20 protein-coding genes and 1 tRNA gene are annotated in these 15,642 nt (G+C 58.0%); 8 read left to right on the forward strand and 13 right to left on the reverse strand.

Annotation, left to right across the window (positions count from 1 at the left end; genetic code table 11):
- Window positions 1–2: 2 nt before the first annotated feature.
- Window positions 3–518, reverse strand: a complete 516-nt coding sequence (gene nusG, locus ACP0KA_RS04070) for a transcription termination/antitermination protein NusG (RefSeq protein ID WP_424627558.1) — start codon at window positions 516–518, stop codon at window positions 3–5.
- Window positions 515–1,159 carry a winged helix-turn-helix transcriptional regulator gene (locus tag ACP0KA_RS04075; RefSeq protein ID WP_424627559.1) on the reverse strand — a complete coding sequence of 215 codons (645 nt, stop codon included), beginning with the start codon at window positions 1,157–1,159 and terminating at the stop codon, window positions 515–517. The genes nusG and ACP0KA_RS04075 overlap by 4 nt, the downstream gene beginning before the upstream one ends.
- A gap of 438 nt (window positions 1,160–1,597) precedes the next feature.
- Here ACP0KA_RS04075 and ACP0KA_RS04080 point away from each other — a divergent pair, with 438 nt between their 5' ends.
- Window positions 1,598–1,945, forward strand: coding sequence for a hypothetical protein (locus ACP0KA_RS04080; RefSeq protein ID WP_424627560.1), 348 nt, complete (start codon window positions 1,598–1,600; stop codon window positions 1,943–1,945).
- A gap of 724 nt (window positions 1,946–2,669) precedes the next feature.
- On the forward strand, window positions 2,670–3,542 hold the full coding sequence (locus ACP0KA_RS04085; protein ID WP_424627561.1) for a hypothetical protein: 873 nt from the start codon (window positions 2,670–2,672) through the stop codon (window positions 3,540–3,542).
- 407 nt (window positions 3,543–3,949) lie between these two features.
- Here ACP0KA_RS04085 and ACP0KA_RS04090 read toward each other — a convergent pair whose 3' ends face one another.
- The 7 genes from ACP0KA_RS04090 to ACP0KA_RS04120 all read right to left on the reverse strand — a co-directional run bounded on the left by ACP0KA_RS04090 (window position 3,950) and on the right by ACP0KA_RS04120 (window position 9,288).
- The gene (locus tag ACP0KA_RS04090) at window positions 3,950–4,294 is read right to left on the reverse strand and encodes a hypothetical protein (RefSeq protein ID WP_424627562.1); all 345 of its coding nucleotides are present in this window, start codon (window positions 4,292–4,294) and stop codon (window positions 3,950–3,952) included.
- 127 nt (window positions 4,295–4,421) lie between these two features.
- The gene (locus ACP0KA_RS04095; RefSeq protein WP_424627563.1) at window positions 4,422–5,300 is read right to left on the reverse strand and encodes a DUF4747 family protein; all 879 of its coding nucleotides are present in this window, start codon (window positions 5,298–5,300) and stop codon (window positions 4,422–4,424) included.
- A gap of 310 nt (window positions 5,301–5,610) precedes the next feature.
- Window positions 5,611–6,075, reverse strand: a complete 465-nt coding sequence (locus ACP0KA_RS04100; protein ID WP_424627564.1) for a hypothetical protein — start codon at window positions 6,073–6,075, stop codon at window positions 5,611–5,613.
- Between the two features lie 29 nt (window positions 6,076–6,104).
- Window positions 6,105–6,494: a hypothetical protein gene (locus ACP0KA_RS04105; protein ID WP_424627565.1), complete on the reverse strand. Its 390-nt coding sequence runs from the start codon at window positions 6,492–6,494 to the stop codon at window positions 6,105–6,107.
- Window positions 6,469–6,927, reverse strand: coding sequence for a hypothetical protein (locus ACP0KA_RS04110; protein WP_424627566.1), 459 nt, complete (start codon window positions 6,925–6,927; stop codon window positions 6,469–6,471). The genes ACP0KA_RS04105 and ACP0KA_RS04110 overlap by 26 nt, the downstream gene beginning before the upstream one ends.
- 18 nt (window positions 6,928–6,945) lie before the next feature.
- Window positions 6,946–8,430 (reverse strand): recombinase RecT, encoded by a 1,485-nt coding sequence (locus ACP0KA_RS04115; protein ID WP_424627567.1) that lies wholly within the window; start codon window positions 8,428–8,430, stop codon window positions 6,946–6,948.
- Window positions 8,431–8,466: 36 nt separating this feature from the next.
- Window positions 8,467–9,288, reverse strand: coding sequence for a hypothetical protein (locus ACP0KA_RS04120; RefSeq protein WP_424627568.1), 822 nt, complete (start codon window positions 9,286–9,288; stop codon window positions 8,467–8,469).
- A 29-nt stretch (window positions 9,289–9,317) separates the two neighbouring features.
- On the opposite strand from ACP0KA_RS04120, the gene ACP0KA_RS04125 reads away from it, so the two are divergent.
- From ACP0KA_RS04125 to ACP0KA_RS04150, 6 genes are all read left to right on the forward strand, one after another.
- A complete protein-coding gene (locus tag ACP0KA_RS04125) occupies window positions 9,318–9,716 on the forward strand; it encodes a hypothetical protein (protein WP_424627569.1) in 399 nt (132 codons plus the stop codon).
- Window positions 9,713–9,907, forward strand: a complete 195-nt coding sequence (locus ACP0KA_RS04130) for a hypothetical protein (RefSeq protein ID WP_424627570.1) — start codon at window positions 9,713–9,715, stop codon at window positions 9,905–9,907. The genes ACP0KA_RS04125 and ACP0KA_RS04130 overlap by 4 nt, the downstream gene beginning before the upstream one ends.
- The gene (locus tag ACP0KA_RS04135) at window positions 9,907–10,380 is read left to right on the forward strand and encodes a helix-turn-helix domain-containing protein (protein ID WP_424627571.1); all 474 of its coding nucleotides are present in this window, start codon (window positions 9,907–9,909) and stop codon (window positions 10,378–10,380) included. The genes ACP0KA_RS04130 and ACP0KA_RS04135 overlap by 1 nt, the downstream gene beginning before the upstream one ends.
- 146 nt (window positions 10,381–10,526) lie before the next feature.
- Entirely contained in the window at window positions 10,527–10,733 is a 207-nt protein-coding gene (locus ACP0KA_RS04140; RefSeq protein ID WP_424627572.1) for a hypothetical protein, read from the forward strand.
- A gap of 276 nt (window positions 10,734–11,009) precedes the next feature.
- Complete coding sequence (locus tag ACP0KA_RS04145; protein ID WP_424627573.1) at window positions 11,010–11,930, forward strand: YqaJ viral recombinase family protein; 921 nt, start codon at window positions 11,010–11,012, stop codon at window positions 11,928–11,930.
- The gene (locus tag ACP0KA_RS04150; RefSeq protein ID WP_424627574.1) at window positions 11,894–12,595 is read left to right on the forward strand and encodes a hypothetical protein; all 702 of its coding nucleotides are present in this window, start codon (window positions 11,894–11,896) and stop codon (window positions 12,593–12,595) included. Before ACP0KA_RS04145 ends, ACP0KA_RS04150 begins: the two co-directional genes overlap by 37 nt.
- A 57-nt stretch (window positions 12,596–12,652) precedes the next feature.
- Here ACP0KA_RS04150 and ACP0KA_RS04155 read toward each other — a convergent pair.
- From ACP0KA_RS04155 to ACP0KA_RS04170, 4 genes are all read right to left on the reverse strand, one after another.
- Window positions 12,653–12,728 (reverse strand) — tRNA-Lys (locus ACP0KA_RS04155).
- 179 nt (window positions 12,729–12,907) lie between these two features.
- Window positions 12,908–13,504, reverse strand: a complete 597-nt coding sequence (locus tag ACP0KA_RS04160) for a Spy/CpxP family protein refolding chaperone (protein ID WP_424627575.1) — start codon at window positions 13,502–13,504, stop codon at window positions 12,908–12,910.
- An 88-nt stretch (window positions 13,505–13,592) separates the two neighbouring features.
- Entirely contained in the window at window positions 13,593–14,921 is a 1,329-nt protein-coding gene (locus ACP0KA_RS04165) for a TRAP transporter large permease (protein ID WP_424627576.1), read from the reverse strand.
- Complete coding sequence (locus tag ACP0KA_RS04170) at window positions 14,918–15,499, reverse strand: TRAP transporter small permease (protein ID WP_424627577.1); 582 nt, start codon at window positions 15,497–15,499, stop codon at window positions 14,918–14,920. The genes ACP0KA_RS04165 and ACP0KA_RS04170 overlap by 4 nt, the downstream gene beginning before the upstream one ends.
- Between the last annotated feature and the right edge of the window lie 143 nt (window positions 15,500–15,642).

The following is a 15,642-nucleotide window of genomic DNA, read 5'->3' on the forward strand; positions in this document are numbered from 1 at the left end:
CGTTAGACCGCGGCAACAGATTCTGAATCCAGGATCACGCGCGATTTGCGCCCCAGCAGATCGAGCAGGATGGCGATACGATCGCCATCTGCCATTCCGTCGACGAGTCCAAGACAGGACGAAAAAACGCCGTCGACGACCCTGACCCGGTCGCCCCTGGAAAATTGCGACGCCTGGTCCAAGGATACGAAACCGCCCTCATCTTCGCGCTCCCGCAATATGGTGACTACCTGTTCAGGCACCGGCGCCGGTGCGCTGCCATTCGAGACCAAGCGGATAATCCCGACCGTCGAGGCGATCGAGCGCCAACGTTGCGCGGCCACATCGATAGCAACGAAGAGGTAGCCGGGGAACAGGGGCGTCGGCACGATGTCAACTTTACGCGCGTGCCGGCGGCGCTTACGATAACGCGGCAAATAAGTTGCAAAGCCCTGCCGTGAAAGATGATGGACAGCCTTGTTCTCGGCACGCGAATGCGTCTGAACAACAAACCATCGCGGCTGTAAATCGGCGGTCATGGCGCAGCCTGCAAATTTCGGGCGATGCGAGCACTCAGCAGCTGGGGCGTAACCACCCGCGTCTCGCCGAATTCAGCGACCGCTTTGTCGAAGGTTTCGCGCGGCGTCACCAGGTCCGTGACGATTACCGCATCAAAATCATCTGTCACCTGCGCGCAATCGGGCATGACGGGGAGACCGAGGAATCGTGCGACATTGGCCGCTGGATCGACGACGGCCACGATGGTAACGCCGCCCTCCAGTGCGCAGATTGCGACCACCTCGGCGAGGTCCGATTTGCCAACTAAGACGAACCGAGTCTGCCCGCGCTCCCGTGCGGCTCCGATCATAGCGGAGCAGTCCGCCCTCGCCTGGCGAAAGAAATCGAAAGAGTGCGACAGATAGGCTACTGTTAGGCGGGATTTCTCGGCAAAGCCGAGCGGTGTCAGATAGTAGGCGTAGCGACGCGCTGGCGCCTGCCGAACCTTGATGAGACCCTTTGTGACACAGCGCTTCAAGTAGGCATTGACGAGGCCTAGCGCGATGCCGAGTTCCGTCGCGACCCGGCGCTGCGATGCATCGCCTTCACGATCAAGGAACTCCAGTAGCCCTAGAACGATGCGGGCTTTCTCCGGGCTTTCGTCTTGAAACGTCTCAGTCATCGCCAGTCGCTTGGATTGATCGCTACCGTCTGGTAGATGTTCACGGCACGAACGTCAACCCGCTTTGTTCATATCGTGAACAAGATGGTCCGCTGGTTAAGACACCGGTATTAAAAGGAAATCTGGGCAGATGGCGGAAATCTATTCGTCGGCCCTGGCCGGAGCGGTGACGCTTAGTGGACTCTGGATCGCTCCCGCAAGGACGCGTCGAGGGACGTATCGCCCCTTCCCGAGGCATTGGGCGGACGCGGGGTCAACTGCCCGGTTAATGACTTTGTGTAGCTGTCCCGCGACGGGACGACAATACAGCAAAGTCCAATACCCGCTTGTCGAGGTCATTGCCGACTGCTGGCGGAACGCCATCTTGATCCGAACGGCACCGTTGTCTGGGGTGGCGGGGACATCAGCGCGCTGGTCGAATTCAATGAACTGAGCCTGATGTTTCTCGACTACGGGATGAAGCTAGAATTCAAGACCAGTGGCTACAAATTCCTGCAAGGCGTAGCATCTACGCTCGCAAAGGGTCGTGGAATGCTCGAAGTTAGCGTCGATGCCGGGACACGGAAAACATACCTGAGTAAAGGCGTTGATGTGTTTGACCGCGTGGTTGAGAACATTCAGAAGTATCGAGAGCATGGAAACATCCAACTCAAATACATTGCATGCTCATCCAACATTTCTGATGCGGACATTTCCGGTTTTGTAGAACTCGCTAAACATACGAAACCGATCTCTGTGATGGTAACCCCCGAGTTCGGGGAGTCGTGGGCCAAATCGCGAAGCTAATCCGCGGCCTCAATGACGTCGGTCTTTCGGTCCCGCCGGCAAATGTTCAGGACGGCGCCCGCCTTTTCCCTGATTTTTGGCCAGAACTACTAGCTCAGCTAGGAATGCAGGAGAGCTTAACTTCGAAGGTAAAGACGTTCGCAAGGTCGCTCCTGCCAAATTGAACTGTCTTGAATAGCGCTCGATTACGTCAATCCGCCCAGCCGCCGATTGTCGTCGCAGTGCCCCCCGCTCCGCCCGAAGGGTGGGCTAGAAGCTCCTAAAAGGGGATGGCGCGTTGACAGCCTCATGCCCCTTGCGTTCGGGCACCGCAGGCGCCAGGCCGCAGATCGCAACCTTCACTCAAGACGTCGAAGCCATTCTCAACGCTCACTACTCTGGCTGCGACGTAAGACTCGTCGAAAGCTCGAAAAGAGAACAAAACTGTAAACTGCGTGGGTTTTAGCGGGGACCAAACTAGCCAAGTGCTTGATTTGTTTGGTGGGCGCACCAGGGCTCGAACCTGGGACCCGCTGATTAAGAGGCATCTGAAATCAGCGGGTCGGCAAGGCCCATTCCGACAAATGCCCCGTGAACCGCGCATTGAACTGCCTATCGAATTTCAGCGTGTCGGAATGGCCTCGGAACGCGGCCGAGACGTGTGGGAATGGGCATAAGCCCCGGCTACCGCATTGGGAATTTCCATCCGAGCGAGAATTTGTGGTGAATTGGAACCGGATTGTTCGTGAAAGGACTTAAACCGGTGACCGATGGCTCGACCCGCCCCCAAGGGCAGCGCTTCTCGCACGTTTACTTAAGATCGCCTGACCTTTTGCAGGATAGCGAGCGCGCGCGGCGCCGGGCTGCCGCGATTTTAGATGGAATTAAAGATGCTAACGACGCCTACAGCATCCTGCCCGAGAAACTCGGGATCGATCCTGTTGTTGGCGTCTATGGTGGCGTGAATTGGCGGTTAACTTTCAAGGACTTTGAAACGAGAGATTTTCTCGATTTCATAACGCTGGTCTACCGCTATCTTAACGAGAAAAAGCGAGGCCCGATGTACGCGCCAGACGCCAATCTTGCCTGGCGTGACGGGTGCAGGGTGATCTTTTCAGAAGAGAACTTAAGCTATGAAATCGATGATCTGGGCGGAGTTCACTTCAAAGTTGACGCAGAATTCGCGGCTTCGAAGCAAGCCTCAATCGTTGCTCTAGGGGCGCCCCGTTACGCAAATGCACGCGTCGAATTCGAAAAAGCAATGAAGGCACTTTCCGTCGCCACACCAGACGGTAAGGAAGCGATCCGCGGTGTTTTCAACGCCGTAGAATGCGTATATCGGCTCATTTATTCAAAAGCTCACAAGCTGACTTCAGCCGACGCAATTCGCGAGCTGCAGGCGCTGCTGCAAAAGCTCTATTCCGCTGATCCCAGAGCGCTCCGCGCCGCCAATCCGGCTGTAAAAGGGTTCGGTGATTGGATCGATGCTTGCCATAACTACCGGCACGAGGAAGGCAAGGAAGATCCCTCACAGCCGCCCATCGATCTTGCTATTTATCTGATCAGTACTGGTTCTGCCCATTTGCGTTGGCTCATTTCCTTGGACCCTGCCGGGTAGACTTAAGCCTCAGTGCCGGGACCGCCCACCGTATTATACGCCCGCGACCTCGGATCCGGCGTTGATCGTCGAAAATATTTTCAGATTTTTTTTGCCCGATCCGGCCGGGTCAAAGATCGCCCCGCAATAAATATTGAGGTCAGGGCAAAACCATTCCCTTGTCTCGTGTCTTCCGACCGAAGTCGCCAACAACAAGGAACAAGAAAATGGAGACTTTCAGTCACCTTCTAATGTTACTCGCACATATCATCTTGATCATCGATCATCTTCGCTGATGACGATACCCGGGAGGTCTCACGGCCTCCCGGTTTGATCCAACCCATAACGAAAAAAGTCTTGTCGGAATGGCGCCCGCTAGGCGATTAGGAATGAAGCTAGAGCGTTTTTACGGAAGGCGCGACTGAGCTTCAATCGCGAGGTTTGCCCGGTTCGATGCTTTCGCGTGTGTTGTAAATGATCGCGGTCAGGAACAACTGCACGCCTGCAGCAAAGGTTACGAGAACTGCGTAGAACAGAAAGAATAGGCTCAGCGTGTCCAGCCAAGCAACTTCAGTCATCCGGGCAACGATGGCCGTTATCAATGCAAGTACCTGAACAAGAATGAAATGGATCAAACTAGAGGTAAGCTTCATAAAGAAAGATGTCGGCCTCCCTGCTTCGGCAAGTGTCTTGAACACTGGAGCGGACGAAAAGGCCAATACGATTGCGAGTGCGCCAACCGTGAAACCCAGAAGGTTCGGTAGAACACCCACGGCGACCTCTGCGGCCTTTTTATCGGCGGCCGCCCAAAAAGTCGTGCAAACCGTTAGTATCAGCGACAGATGGAGATAAGGGGAAGAGGCTAGACCTTTTATCCCGCCGTAGAGGGCCCAGTAGTGCCTAATCGCCTGTGCTTGATTTAGCCACGGCCTTGCTAAAGAAACGAAGGGCTGACAGAACCGCTCCAAAAGACGACGTGATGAGCTCGACCCTTCGGATTTTGGGGTGTTCGGCGGTTGATTCGAAAACGGGGCTTCCTGACTCATCTTTTCCCTTGCCCGAAACCGTTCCGTTGGTTGCGGCCACCGCAGCCATTCTCTTTGTGTCATCATTAGGCTTTAACGTCTTTTCCTTCGGAGCCTTTATTTTCTCGATGCGCCAGCTTTTAGCGCCCTCCTCCGCCATCCCCTCCATAATCCGATTGAAATCGTCACCGACGTCGTCGGCGTTAGGCCGCTTAATCAAAATCTCCAGCTTAACCAAACGCGGAATTGAGAAAATCTTCTCCAGGGTGTCGTCTTCAGGCACAACCGTGACATCAACGTCCGGCCACTTTTCCGGAAGGCTTTCCATTAGCCTGAAGAAAAATCTTTCCGCTCTATGAGGCGACAGGTTGTGTCCGAATTCATTTCGGACCTCGATCAGTAGGAGATGTTCGCTTTCGTCGAGCAGGTACGTAAAGCGCCTAAAGTTAGGCTCAAAGTCAGGCGGCAGCGCTTCCTCGATCTCCTGCATCTCCTCGGCTGTCGCTTCTACGTCCTTTCGCTTATTCAGCCACCGCCCATTTGTGTCGATCTGAGCCCAGACCAAAATCTGACCGGTATAAAGGCCCGGGCGATCTTCAATTCTCAACGGAGACGTGATTTTGGCATAATCACTTCCCCATATCGGAATTTCTGCACCCGCCGCCGCTCGAAGCAGTTCTGGGTAAATTCCCGACGGATGTGGCGACGCGACTATATTTAGTGCTGCAACTTGAAGATTTGTAGACCCGGCCATATTCCCCCCATACGCGAGGGAACAACGATTGCACAACCCGCGGTCCTTCTCCACCCCGAGCTAGCCCAGTCCGCCGGAACTTCAACCAAGGTCTTGGGGATTTCAGGCGCCCCCTTCAGCAGATAACCCTCCCGACTTTGTTGGCTCAGTCTCGCCCTGCCGTAAAACGCAAAAAAAGCCCGCCCATCCCCGGGGGGACAGGCGGGCCAATAGCGCGCAAGGGGGGACATTCCGGACGCGCTGCTTCCGTGGCGGGGGAGGATGCCAGCCAACGGTTAGCGTCCGGCGGCCGCAGCCGCCGGGTCAGAGATCAGTGAATAGCCGTCGCGTAGTGATGACGGGCGGCGCGGCGGGCTAACCGGCGGTGATGCCGGTGGCCGCCATGGCGGAAGGCTAGGCCCATTTCCCGACCGCCCTGCGCGTCGTAGCTGATGTGGATATGTCGCATTCGGGCGGCGTCGGTCGTATAGCCGCCGGGCCATCCTCGCAGCTGCGAATAGATGCAGCCGTACGGGCCTTGGATATCCACAGCCTTCCCTTCCGCATGCAGCGACATGCGCCGCGTCCCGGAGATCAGGGTATGGCGTAGGCCGGACACGACCCGCGTCCCGGGGCAAGACGACTGAATGCTCGCCACCTTGGCCGCCAGCGGCGCCACGATTGGCGCCAACGAAACACCACCGCGCTTCTTCGCAGCAACGGCTTCGGTCGAATGCGCGACGAACGACAATGCGCAAAGCAATGCCGCTGCCGCGATCAGAACTGATCGCTTCATCTCAACAACCTTCCGAGTGTGTGCTTGGGTTACCTGCGGCTTTGTCGGCGCCGCAGCAGTTTCACCAACGCCGTTAGCGTCGTGGTGATGATTTCCTGCTTCCGCAGGATTTCGTCTTGTTTGGCGCTGACATCGCAGATGCCTTCGGCGATGTCGTCTTGCTTCGACAGCATCTGGTCGATGCGGATCTGAATGCCCGTCAACGTCGTAATCAGCCACGGCGTTTCTTGGATCAGCGGTGGCGGCGGTGAAGGCAGCACGGGAGGTACTGCGGGCGGTGCCTTACCTTCGCGCAGGGCCCCGCGGATCAGCGGGAAAGCGACCAGCAGAACGATGACCAGCGCAAGAACCGATTGCATCGGCGGGGACTTTCCGAGCTCACCTATCGCCCATTCAACGAGCGGAGTTTCTGTAGCCATGCCGCCTGCCCGCCAATGCCCGGTACATCGAAATCAGTTCAAACACGAACAGGAAGAAGTACACCGGCAAACCGAGCGACGGCGGCGTTCCATCGTTCGCAACAGCGTTGAACAGCGCCAAATCCATGATCAGCCACATGCACGCGCCGAGCAGAGCGCCGATTGCACGAACGAACGGTCCGTAGATCGGCCAATTACCATTTGCGATCAGTGCGGCGACGCGCATCGTCCCGAGCACAAGAAACACGAACGTCAATGCTTCCGGTTGCATAAACCAGAGCTTAATCGACGCGCCATCTACCAATTCCTCATCCAGCACTGCGAGGCGGCGCGGTTCGAAACTTGCGAAATTGTTAGGGACAGGCAGACCGGCGACGTCCCCTGTTGCGAGCGCGATGACGCGGCCGGATGGCTCATAAACTGCTTTCTGCATTGTCGCTGTCCTTTTGACTTAAGCCGACGCCGTAATCGTACATTCGGCCGCCGGGTTGCTAAGCTGCGCTGCGGCGTTCCAATCGCTGACCGTGCTGCCGACGATCAGATAGCGTGTGCGGGTTGATACGATTGTGTAACCGGCTTCACCCTCAAGAAATCCGCCGCCCAGCACTAGGCCAAAGTCAACGCCGCCTATGATCGACACAGCGACCGCAGTGCGAGCCCAATTCAGAGTTAGGGATTGAGTGAAGCTATAGGCGGATGGATCATCTTCCGCGGTGGCGACCTCATCCTGCGCACCTGACAGGTCCGTCGGTCCGTCGCGATCCTTCGAAACTGCACCATCAGCCTCGACAACCTTGTCAGCGGCGGCCGCGCTGGCTCGACTGCCGCCGCGCAAACCGGTGTTTTGCTTGTCGGTCTGCGTCGTGGGTGTCGGGGTCTGCTGTTGCGTTTCCTTGCTACCGTGTTGCGCCTGCCGATCGACTTGTTGCGTATCAGTGGCGCCATCAGCAATGCCATCGGCCGCATTGTCATCGCCGCCGAATGCCCCGGTAGCTTCGCCGGTCTCTTGGTCGAACGCGCCGTCGTCGGTCTGATCGTCGGCTTGATGTTCGATGAATGCTGTCGAGCCGTTGCCTGCGAACTGTTCGAACGCGGCTGCGGTAGATCCGATGCGCCGCTGCTGACGCTGCTCGATTTGCGCTTCGCTGCGATCGTCCAACCCGAACGCTTCATCATCGCGGCGCATAATGTCGTCAAGATCCGACGAATGCGGAAGCTGCTTATAGTGGCGGCGGGCAACGGTCTTCTTCGCCATTTCGTTAAAGAAGTCCGGATCGCTCCAAGGGCCTTTCGACGCCGAAGACTTAGCTTTGATCTTCATGACGTCATGGGCCGTCATAACGTCACGAGACTTGATGCCGTCCTTCAATGTCGCGATGCTATAGACGCCGATTAGGCCGCCCGGGTCTCCGGGGCCGAAGTAAGGTTCGTGCTCAATGAACGCATCGTCGCCGAGCGCGAACCGAAAGTGGTCGCGCGCTCGCACCGCATGAACTTCCCAATTGAGAATTTCGCCGCTGTTGCGAGCCTTCTTGCGAAGGCCTTCAATCATTGGCATCCACGTTGCGATGTCCGCCTGCTTCTTCCCGTCCGCATTCGTGCCGTAAGGAACGATCGCGCCTTCGCGGCCATCCGGCAGGAGCCCGTCCTGCGCAGCCAGAAGGCAGGCGTTCCAGAGGCTTTGCTTCGTGCAGGCAAGAAGCTTGTTGTTTCGCTGTAAGGCCGTCAGTGCGACGCGCTGGAAGCGCTCCGGAGTAATGTGGGCAGGCAACGCGAATTGAAGTTCGCCCATACGTTCGTCGAGGTGCTGCTTGAAAGCGACAAGCGGGTTAGCCTGTTGCTTCGGCGGTTGCGTTGCGGGCAGATTTTCGCGGGGCGCATGCTGCGGCGCCTGCGTTTGCTGTCGTTGTCTGGTCGCGGTCGTCTCTTTCGCCATGTCGGCGGTCTCCTTCGGTGGTGGACGGGTGAGGGGTTAGCGGCGGGTGAACTGAACTTTGTCGTCTTCGAAGAAGCGGACACCTTCGACCTTCGCCAAATGCTTCTGCGTCTTCGCCATCTGTTTCAGCGCCTTCTCGATCGCATCAGGGGCGATGAACGCGCGAATGGCGTTCAAATCGACCTTCTGAAAATCGAGGATTTCGTAGGTCCATTCGGTCCTGCCGCGGGCGCTACCGCCGGAAGATCCACGGATTGTCTCGACGGTGGTCGGGGTGACGTCCTCCATGCGAGCTTCAAGGCTTTCCGCAATGTCGGTTCTGGCGCTTGCTTCGCCTTCGTCGCCGAACGCGGCCGCGGTTTCGGCTGCGATCCGATTTTCCTCAGCGATCTTTGCGAGCCGATCGCGTTCGGCCGCGGCTTCGGCATCAGCTTTCCGTTTTTGGTCGCGGCGGTATTTCGTCGCTCGATCGGTGAACGTTTCCTTGATGCGCGTTAGCCGCTGCAACGGCGAACGGAAGTAATCATCGACGATCTTCCCGCCCTTTAGGTATTGGTCTTTTTCATCCTTGCGAATGCCGTCGTATTTATCGAACGCCGTGACCGCATCGTTGACGATGTCAGTCGCCTTCGCGAGATCTTCGTCGGTCGCGAACTCGGTCGGTTCATCATTCGCGCGCTTCGCGATTGCTTCGATCTCCGCGGTCATGTCCGCGGTATGATCGCCATCAAGGCGGGCGGCCAAGCCGTCAACCAGATCCTTCAGCGAGAAGTCCGGCGGCGGGTTGTTGCCGCCCACGCCAAGCCGGGGATCGGAGGCCATGTGATCAACAGGCGCGTGTGGGTCAGAACGGTCCATCGTTGCTTTCCTTTTTTGGGCGGTGGTCGGTGACGCGCAGCACGCGCGACGATGACGCCGCGGTGAAGCGCCTGCACACTTGCGGCGAGCGCTGCATCCTGCGCGGCGGGATCCGCCTTGGCGATTTCACATTGGTTCATCCCGAACCGATCTTTGATCGAGCGGTTATGAACCCGCCCTTCCCAAGGCAAGCGGATATTGACCATGTCATGCACGCGATCGGCTTCTTAAAGCCCGGCGGGCGCATCGTCGCAATCATGTCCGCAGCGATCACGTTCCGCGGCGATACCAAGACCACTCGTTTTCGAGATCTGATCGAGGAACGTCGCGGCTTCATCAAGCCGCTGCCAACCGGATCGTTCAAATCGAGCGGGACCATGGTCAACACGGTCGTTGTGTCCTTCAATATTGAAGGCGGTGCGGCATGAGCACCGTCAGCAAAACCATCGTCCGCTCGCACGCGCTGCGCCTCGTGAACACGGCAATTCGCAAATACTGCCGCTCAAAGCCAACGCAGCATGGGTCGTTTCAGACGATCAGCGATCTGCATCACAGCGAGATCGAGCACGATCTGCTTGAGGCCGTCAAAAATGCGCTGACGCCGAAAGGCGGTGCGTGATGACCGACAAGCCGACATCCTTGCTGGCAGAAGCGCATAAGGCAGCCAAGGCACGCCAAGCGCGGATTGAAGAGGCCGCAAAGCGCGTGCCCGGTTATGTACCAAAGCCCACTTTCGTAAATCGGGCCGCGGTAGATCCACACCCGCTTCCTGTCCCCGTGCTCGATGTCACCTTTAGTATTCGTGAAATCCAACGGGAAGTGACCGACCATTTCGGCATGACGTTCGCGGATCTGGTCGCACGGCGCCGCGATAAGAAGACCACGCGAAGTCGTCAGATAGCCCTCTATCTCTCCAAGAAACTGACCGTTCAAAGCTTACCCGAGATCGGGCGACGTTTCGGCGGCTTCGACCACACCACCGTTCTGCACGCAAATAAACGCATCGCCGCAAAGCTCCCATTTGACAGCGAGCTAGCGAAGGACGTCGCCACCATCGAAGCGAAGTTGCTCGCCTCGAAAGGCGGTGCGTGATGCCTCCGCACCGCAACTACGTCGAACAACGGGCAAGCCGCAAGCCAGCGCGGCAGTACGTCAGCGAAAGCCACGATCATAAGCCGGACGCCCCAAATTTGCGCCGGGCAGCATCAGCTACGCGCAACGATTTGAGGGAATGCCAAGTGAAAAAAAGCGACGAAACTCTTATCGCGGAAATGTCCACTGTCCTGCGCACTCTTGGAACGGATTTAGGAGACGCGCGGGAAGTCATCATCACTCTGATTAAAAGCCGCTATCTCGCAAGCGACGTTGACCGCCTTTTCGAAGCCGTCATCGAGCGTGCGCGCATCGACATGGTCGCCGACGCGAGGCTCGAGCATGTCGGATAGCGCAGCATATATGTGCGGCTTCCTTGCGGGTGCGATTGTAGGCGGCGTGTCAGCCTACATTATCCTGCATCGGACCGCCGGACAGGCTGTCAAGCTTTCTTCGCAAAACGAAACGTTGCGACGTCTTCTGAAAGACCTCGAAGAGGCCGAAGGCGCGTATCGCACAACCGCGTGCAACTTCGCCCACGATCATCCGCAGACAGCGCGCGCCTGGGACCGCTTGCGCGCGGCGGGCACATCAGCGCGAAATCATTTGTTTTGGATGGGGCGGAATTGATGACCATCCAACGCATTCCTGTCACCGACCGCGATAGCTGGCTCGCGATGCGCAAGCAGGACGTGACCGCGTCCGTTGTCGGCGCGCTGTTCGGCTGCCATCCGTACGAAAGCCTGCTGCGCGTCTACCTCGATAAGACGGGCGAGAGCGAGCCAGAAGAACAAAGCGCATTCCTTCAATGGCGCTTGATCCTCGAAAGCGCTGTTGCCGCTGCCGTCCAGATCCAGCGGCCGGAATGGAAGATCGTCAAGGCGACGGAATATCTCCGGGATCCCGTAGCGCGAATTGGTGCGACGCCTGACTTCTACATTCACGGCGATCCGCGCGGCCTTGGTGTGTTGCAAGCGAAGACCGTCGCGCCGAAGCAATTCCGTGAAGACTGGCAGGATGACCAGCCGCCGTTCTGGATTGCGCTTCAGAACGCAACCGAACTGATGCTTGAAACCAAGGCCAGCTTCGGCGCCGTCGCTGCGCTGGTCATCAGCCCGTACAAGCTCGAATGCCCGATCTTCGATATCCCGCGGCATCCGGGCGTTGAAAAGCGCATCCGTGACGCCGTCGCCGATTTCTGGACGGCCGTTGATTGGGGCAACGTTCCAGAACCGGACTACAGCAAGGACGCAGAACTGATCGCCGCTATAGCGCCCGAGCCGATCGAAGGCAAACGCATCGATCTAACCGGCGACAACATGCTTCCCGGTCTGCTCGCCGAACGCGCCGGACTAAAAGCGGAATGGAAGTCCGCCGAAGCGCGCATCGAAGAAATCGACGCGGAAATCAAGTTCAAGATGGGCGACGCTGAGATAGCTACCATCGACGGCTTCGCCATCACCTTCAAACCGCAGCCGCGCAAAGCGAGCTTCAGCGCGCGGAAGAAAAGATCGTGCCGCAGGTTAATCCGTTCTCCCGTATGGGTCTGAAGACGCGCGCGAAGGGTACGGCGCCGCAAGAAACGCCGACCGCCACGTGGGAAGAATTGACTATCTTCCGGTCAAAAGCCGTCGAGATGGATTTCCGTTCGGTGGCCACCGCTGCGCTTGTCGCGTGGGAGTGGCTTCAGCGCGAAGAACACGTGTTCGGCGCCTTCGACATCCGGCACTATCGACCGAAGGAACGTCCGGACAGCGTGTGCGTCGTTCACCCCAAGACCAGCGAAGAAGCATGGTGGCCGCTATTTGGAGAGACCGGCGAACCGCTCTTTCCGGAACTCATGGCCGAGCTCGACGAAATCAAGTCGAGAACGATTTCCGGGCTGGTCTTCCGTCGTGACCACAAGCACCGAAAGTCGAAGGTGCCTGTTCCGTGGATCACTCCGAAGAACGGGCTCGATTATCTGCGATCGACCGTGAAAGAGATCATCCGCGCCGCCGGACTGCGCGACGAACTGTCGTTCGCGTCGTTCCGCCATGGCGGCTTCACCGAAGGCGCGGACAGCGATTGGACCGACGCCGAGCTCCGCGCGGCCGGGCGGCACCGGTCCGCCCGTCAGCTTCCCACCTACGCGAAACGGACACGGAAGCAGCTTATCTCAGCGACGGAAAAACGCCGCGCCGAGCGAACAAAAGCAGTCGGTTTGTCGGAATAGCTGCTGACTACCTGTCGGAATGGGTCACCACACAATCAACTAAGTGCTTGATTTGTTTGGTGGGCGCACCAGGGCTCGAACCTGGGACCCGCTGATTAAGAGTCAGCTGCTCTACCAACTGAGCTATGCGCCCGGATCCAACCGGAGTGTTCCTTGCGGGGACGGCGTCGTTTAGCAAAGCGAAACTGTCATGTCCAGCAATGTGACCCATTTTCCCAAATGAAAATGTGAAAGATTTTTTGAACGTTCCGGGACGAGAAAGCCGCCGGATTTCGGCGGCTTTCCGAGGCTCAAAAACCTGCACTGACCATCTTAAAGGCGTTCGGAGCCCTCCGAGCCGCGATGGCGGCCGGGACTGCGGTCCTGATCGCCGTCGTCGTTCATGCCTCGCTCGAAATCGCCGAAGCCATGCCGCCGCCAGCCGTGCTTGCCGCCCATACGGGTCAGCATCGCCAGACGGCGCTTCTGGCCGTCGTCGAGGCTCTTGTAGAGCGGATCAGCCGCATCGGCGATCTTCTTCAGGCCGGCCGCCGTGGCTGCCATACGGTCCGCGCGCTCGCGCAGGCGGGCGACCGGATCACGGTTCTGATCGCGGGACGCGTCCGAGGAAGCACCGTCCTGACGACGCTCAGCACGGCGCGCGTCGCGTTCCTGCATGCGGGCATTGGCAAGGTCGATGCGCTGCTTGGCGAAGTCGCGCACCGCGCTCTCCACCGCCGGCCAGTTCTTCTCCTGCTCGGGCGTGAGCTTGAGACCAGCCTTCACGGCTGCGATCTTCGCATCGACAAAGGCTGCGCGATCTTCCGCACTCAGGCGCTGATGATGATGGTGAAAGCGATGCTGCGCATAAACGGCGGATGAGCCGAGAATCGCAACTGCGGCAACGCCGGCGAGGATGACTTTCTTCATGGGGGCATCTCCGAGGTGAAAGTTCCCCGAGGATGCCACCAATCAACATGAACTCAACTTAAGCTTTCGCAAGCTAGCTGAACGCTCATTAATACAACATGCCAAGTGTGCGCGGGAGCCACAGCGAGATTTCCGGCACGAAGGTCACAATGCCGAGGAAGATCAGCATGGTCAGCAACCACGGCCAGACTGCAACGGTCAGTTCGGTGATCCCCATTTTGGCAATACCGGATGCGACATAGAGATTGAGGCCTACAGGCGGATGGCACATGCCAACCTCCATGTTCACTACCATCAGAATGCCGAGATGCACCGGGTGAATGCCAAGCTTCACCGCAATGGGGAACAGGATCGGCGCCGTGATCAGCACGATCGAACTGGCTTCCATCACGTTGCCGGCAACGAGCAGCAACACATTCACGAAGATCAGGAACGTCCACCAATTGACACCGTGATCGGAAATCCACGCCGTCATCTGTTGCGGAATCTGCTCGCTGGTCATCAAGAACGAGAACAGCACCGCGTTGGTAATAATGTAGAGGATCATTGCGCTCATGCTGGCGGAGCCAAGCAACACACGCGGCACGTCCTTGAGCGACAGGTCCTTATAGACAAACACCGCAATGAAGAATGCGTAGACCGCACTCATCGCTGCAGCTTCGGTGGGCGTGAACATACCGGCATAGATGCCGCCAAGCACGATCACGATCAGCAGCAGTCCCCAGATGCATTCGCGGAAAGCCTTGATGCGCTCTGCCCACGATGCGCGCGGCAGGCGCGGATAATCATTTTTCCAGGCACGATACCACGTGGTCAATCCGAGCAACGAGGCAAGCATGATGCCCGGAATGACGCCCGCAATGAACAATTGGCCGACGGACGCCGACGTCACGCGATGTCCATCCGGACCGAGCGCCACGCTACCACCGGTCGCCACCGCGTAAATCACCATCACGATGGACGGCGGGATCAGAATTCCCAGTGCGCCCGATGTCGTGATGACGCCCGCGCCGAAACGCTTCGGGAATCCCTGCGCGACCATCGCCGGCATCAGGATCGATCCAATCGCGATCACCGTGGCAGGTGATGAACCCGAGATTGCGGCGAACAGTGCGCATGCCATCACGCCCGCTAGACCAAGGCCGCCATACCAGTGCCCGACCATTGAGGTGGCGAAATTAATCATGCGTCTGGCGACGCCGCCATGAGTGAGGAAGTTACCCGCAAGGATGAAGAACGGGATCGCCATGATCTCGAAATTCTCGATGCCGGTGAACAGCTTCAGCGCGACGGACTCGATTGGCACGCTGGTCAGGAAAAACAGGAAGGTCAAAACCGTCAGGCCGAGCGCGATCGAGATCGGCATACCGGTGAGCATGAGCGCGATGAGAAGAAGGAAGATAATAAGCGTGCTCATCGCGAGCCCTCCGGGGTCGGGCCAATTGCCGTATCGACCTCGATACCCTCAACATGGGAGTGGTCGTGGTGAGGGAGATCTCCTGTGCGCCAATAGGACCAAGCGACCTGCAGGAAGCGGAAGCACATCAAGTATGAGCCGAGCGGGATGCAAAGGTAGACGATCCAGCTCGGCAACTCGAGATCCGGAGATGTCTGATCCGTATCCATCAAGCCAAGGACGAACTTTGCCCCCATCGTTCCGATGATACCTGTAAACAGCGCACCGCAAAGCAAGCCAAACGAGATGGTGACCTTCCTCCATTTCGGAGGCAGCTGCAGCACCAGAACGTCGACCCCAACATGGATGCCGGTGCGTACCCCGTAGGCCGCCCCGAACTTTGCCATCCACACGAACATGTAAATGCAGAGCTCTTGCGCCCATGACAGGTGAATTTGGTGAAGGTAGGGGTAGAGGAAAGAAACACCGCTGCCATAGCGGTGCAAAACCGCAACGAAAATAACCAGCGTTGCGCACGCCATCAGCGTCGCAATCAGGATCTCCTCAAGCCGATCAAGGATGCGCAGAAACACGCCCACTGTCAGTCCCCCACCCCTGCTCCAGTACGTCTCGGTATTTTAGGGCTTCAATGACGGCTTGGAGCGTAGTCGTCAAGTTAACACCCCTAAATCGGGCTTAACGGAGCAACAAAACGGCCCGGGCGGAACACCCGGGCCGTTCG

This window comes from Bradyrhizobium sp. SYSU BS000235, assembly GCF_049747295.1.
Lineage (GTDB): Bacteria > Pseudomonadota > Alphaproteobacteria > Rhizobiales > Xanthobacteraceae > Afipia.

What these genes read in the sequence shown, in the direction of transcription:
- ACP0KA_RS04160 (WP_424627575.1), bottom strand. Translation starts at nt 13,504, where the DNA reads ATGAAGAAAGTCATCCTCGCCGGCGTTGCCGCAGTTGCGATTCTCGGC.
- ACP0KA_RS04105 (WP_424627565.1), bottom strand. Translation starts at nt 6,494, where the DNA reads ATGGCTACAGAAACTCCGCTCGTTGAATGGGCGATAGGTGAGCTCGGA.
- ACP0KA_RS04145 (WP_424627573.1), top strand. Translation starts at nt 11,010, where the DNA reads ATGACCATCCAACGCATTCCTGTCACCGACCGCGATAGCTGGCTCGCG.
- ACP0KA_RS04165 (WP_424627576.1), bottom strand. Translation starts at nt 14,921, where the DNA reads ATGAGCACGCTTATTATCTTCCTTCTTCTCATCGCGCTCATGCTCACC.
- ACP0KA_RS04135 (WP_424627571.1), top strand. Translation starts at nt 9,907, where the DNA reads ATGACCGACAAGCCGACATCCTTGCTGGCAGAAGCGCATAAGGCAGCC.
- ACP0KA_RS04080 (WP_424627560.1), top strand. Translation starts at nt 1,598, where the DNA reads ATGTTTCTCGACTACGGGATGAAGCTAGAATTCAAGACCAGTGGCTAC.
- ACP0KA_RS04115 (WP_424627567.1), bottom strand. Translation starts at nt 8,430, where the DNA reads ATGGCGAAAGAGACGACCGCGACCAGACAACGACAGCAAACGCAGGCG.
- nusG (WP_424627558.1), bottom strand. Translation starts at nt 518, where the DNA reads ATGACCGCCGATTTACAGCCGCGATGGTTTGTTGTTCAGACGCATTCG.
- ACP0KA_RS04120 (WP_424627568.1), bottom strand. Translation starts at nt 9,288, where the DNA reads ATGGACCGTTCTGACCCACACGCGCCTGTTGATCACATGGCCTCCGAT.
- ACP0KA_RS04130 (WP_424627570.1), top strand. Translation starts at nt 9,713, where the DNA reads ATGAGCACCGTCAGCAAAACCATCGTCCGCTCGCACGCGCTGCGCCTC.
- ACP0KA_RS04095 (WP_424627563.1), bottom strand. Translation starts at nt 5,300, where the DNA reads ATGGCCGGGTCTACAAATCTTCAAGTTGCAGCACTAAATATAGTCGCG.
- ACP0KA_RS04110 (WP_424627566.1), bottom strand. Translation starts at nt 6,927, where the DNA reads ATGCAGAAAGCAGTTTATGAGCCATCCGGCCGCGTCATCGCGCTCGCA.
- ACP0KA_RS04100 (WP_424627564.1), bottom strand. Translation starts at nt 6,075, where the DNA reads ATGAAGCGATCAGTTCTGATCGCGGCAGCGGCATTGCTTTGCGCATTG.
- ACP0KA_RS04075 (WP_424627559.1), bottom strand. Translation starts at nt 1,159, where the DNA reads ATGACTGAGACGTTTCAAGACGAAAGCCCGGAGAAAGCCCGCATCGTT.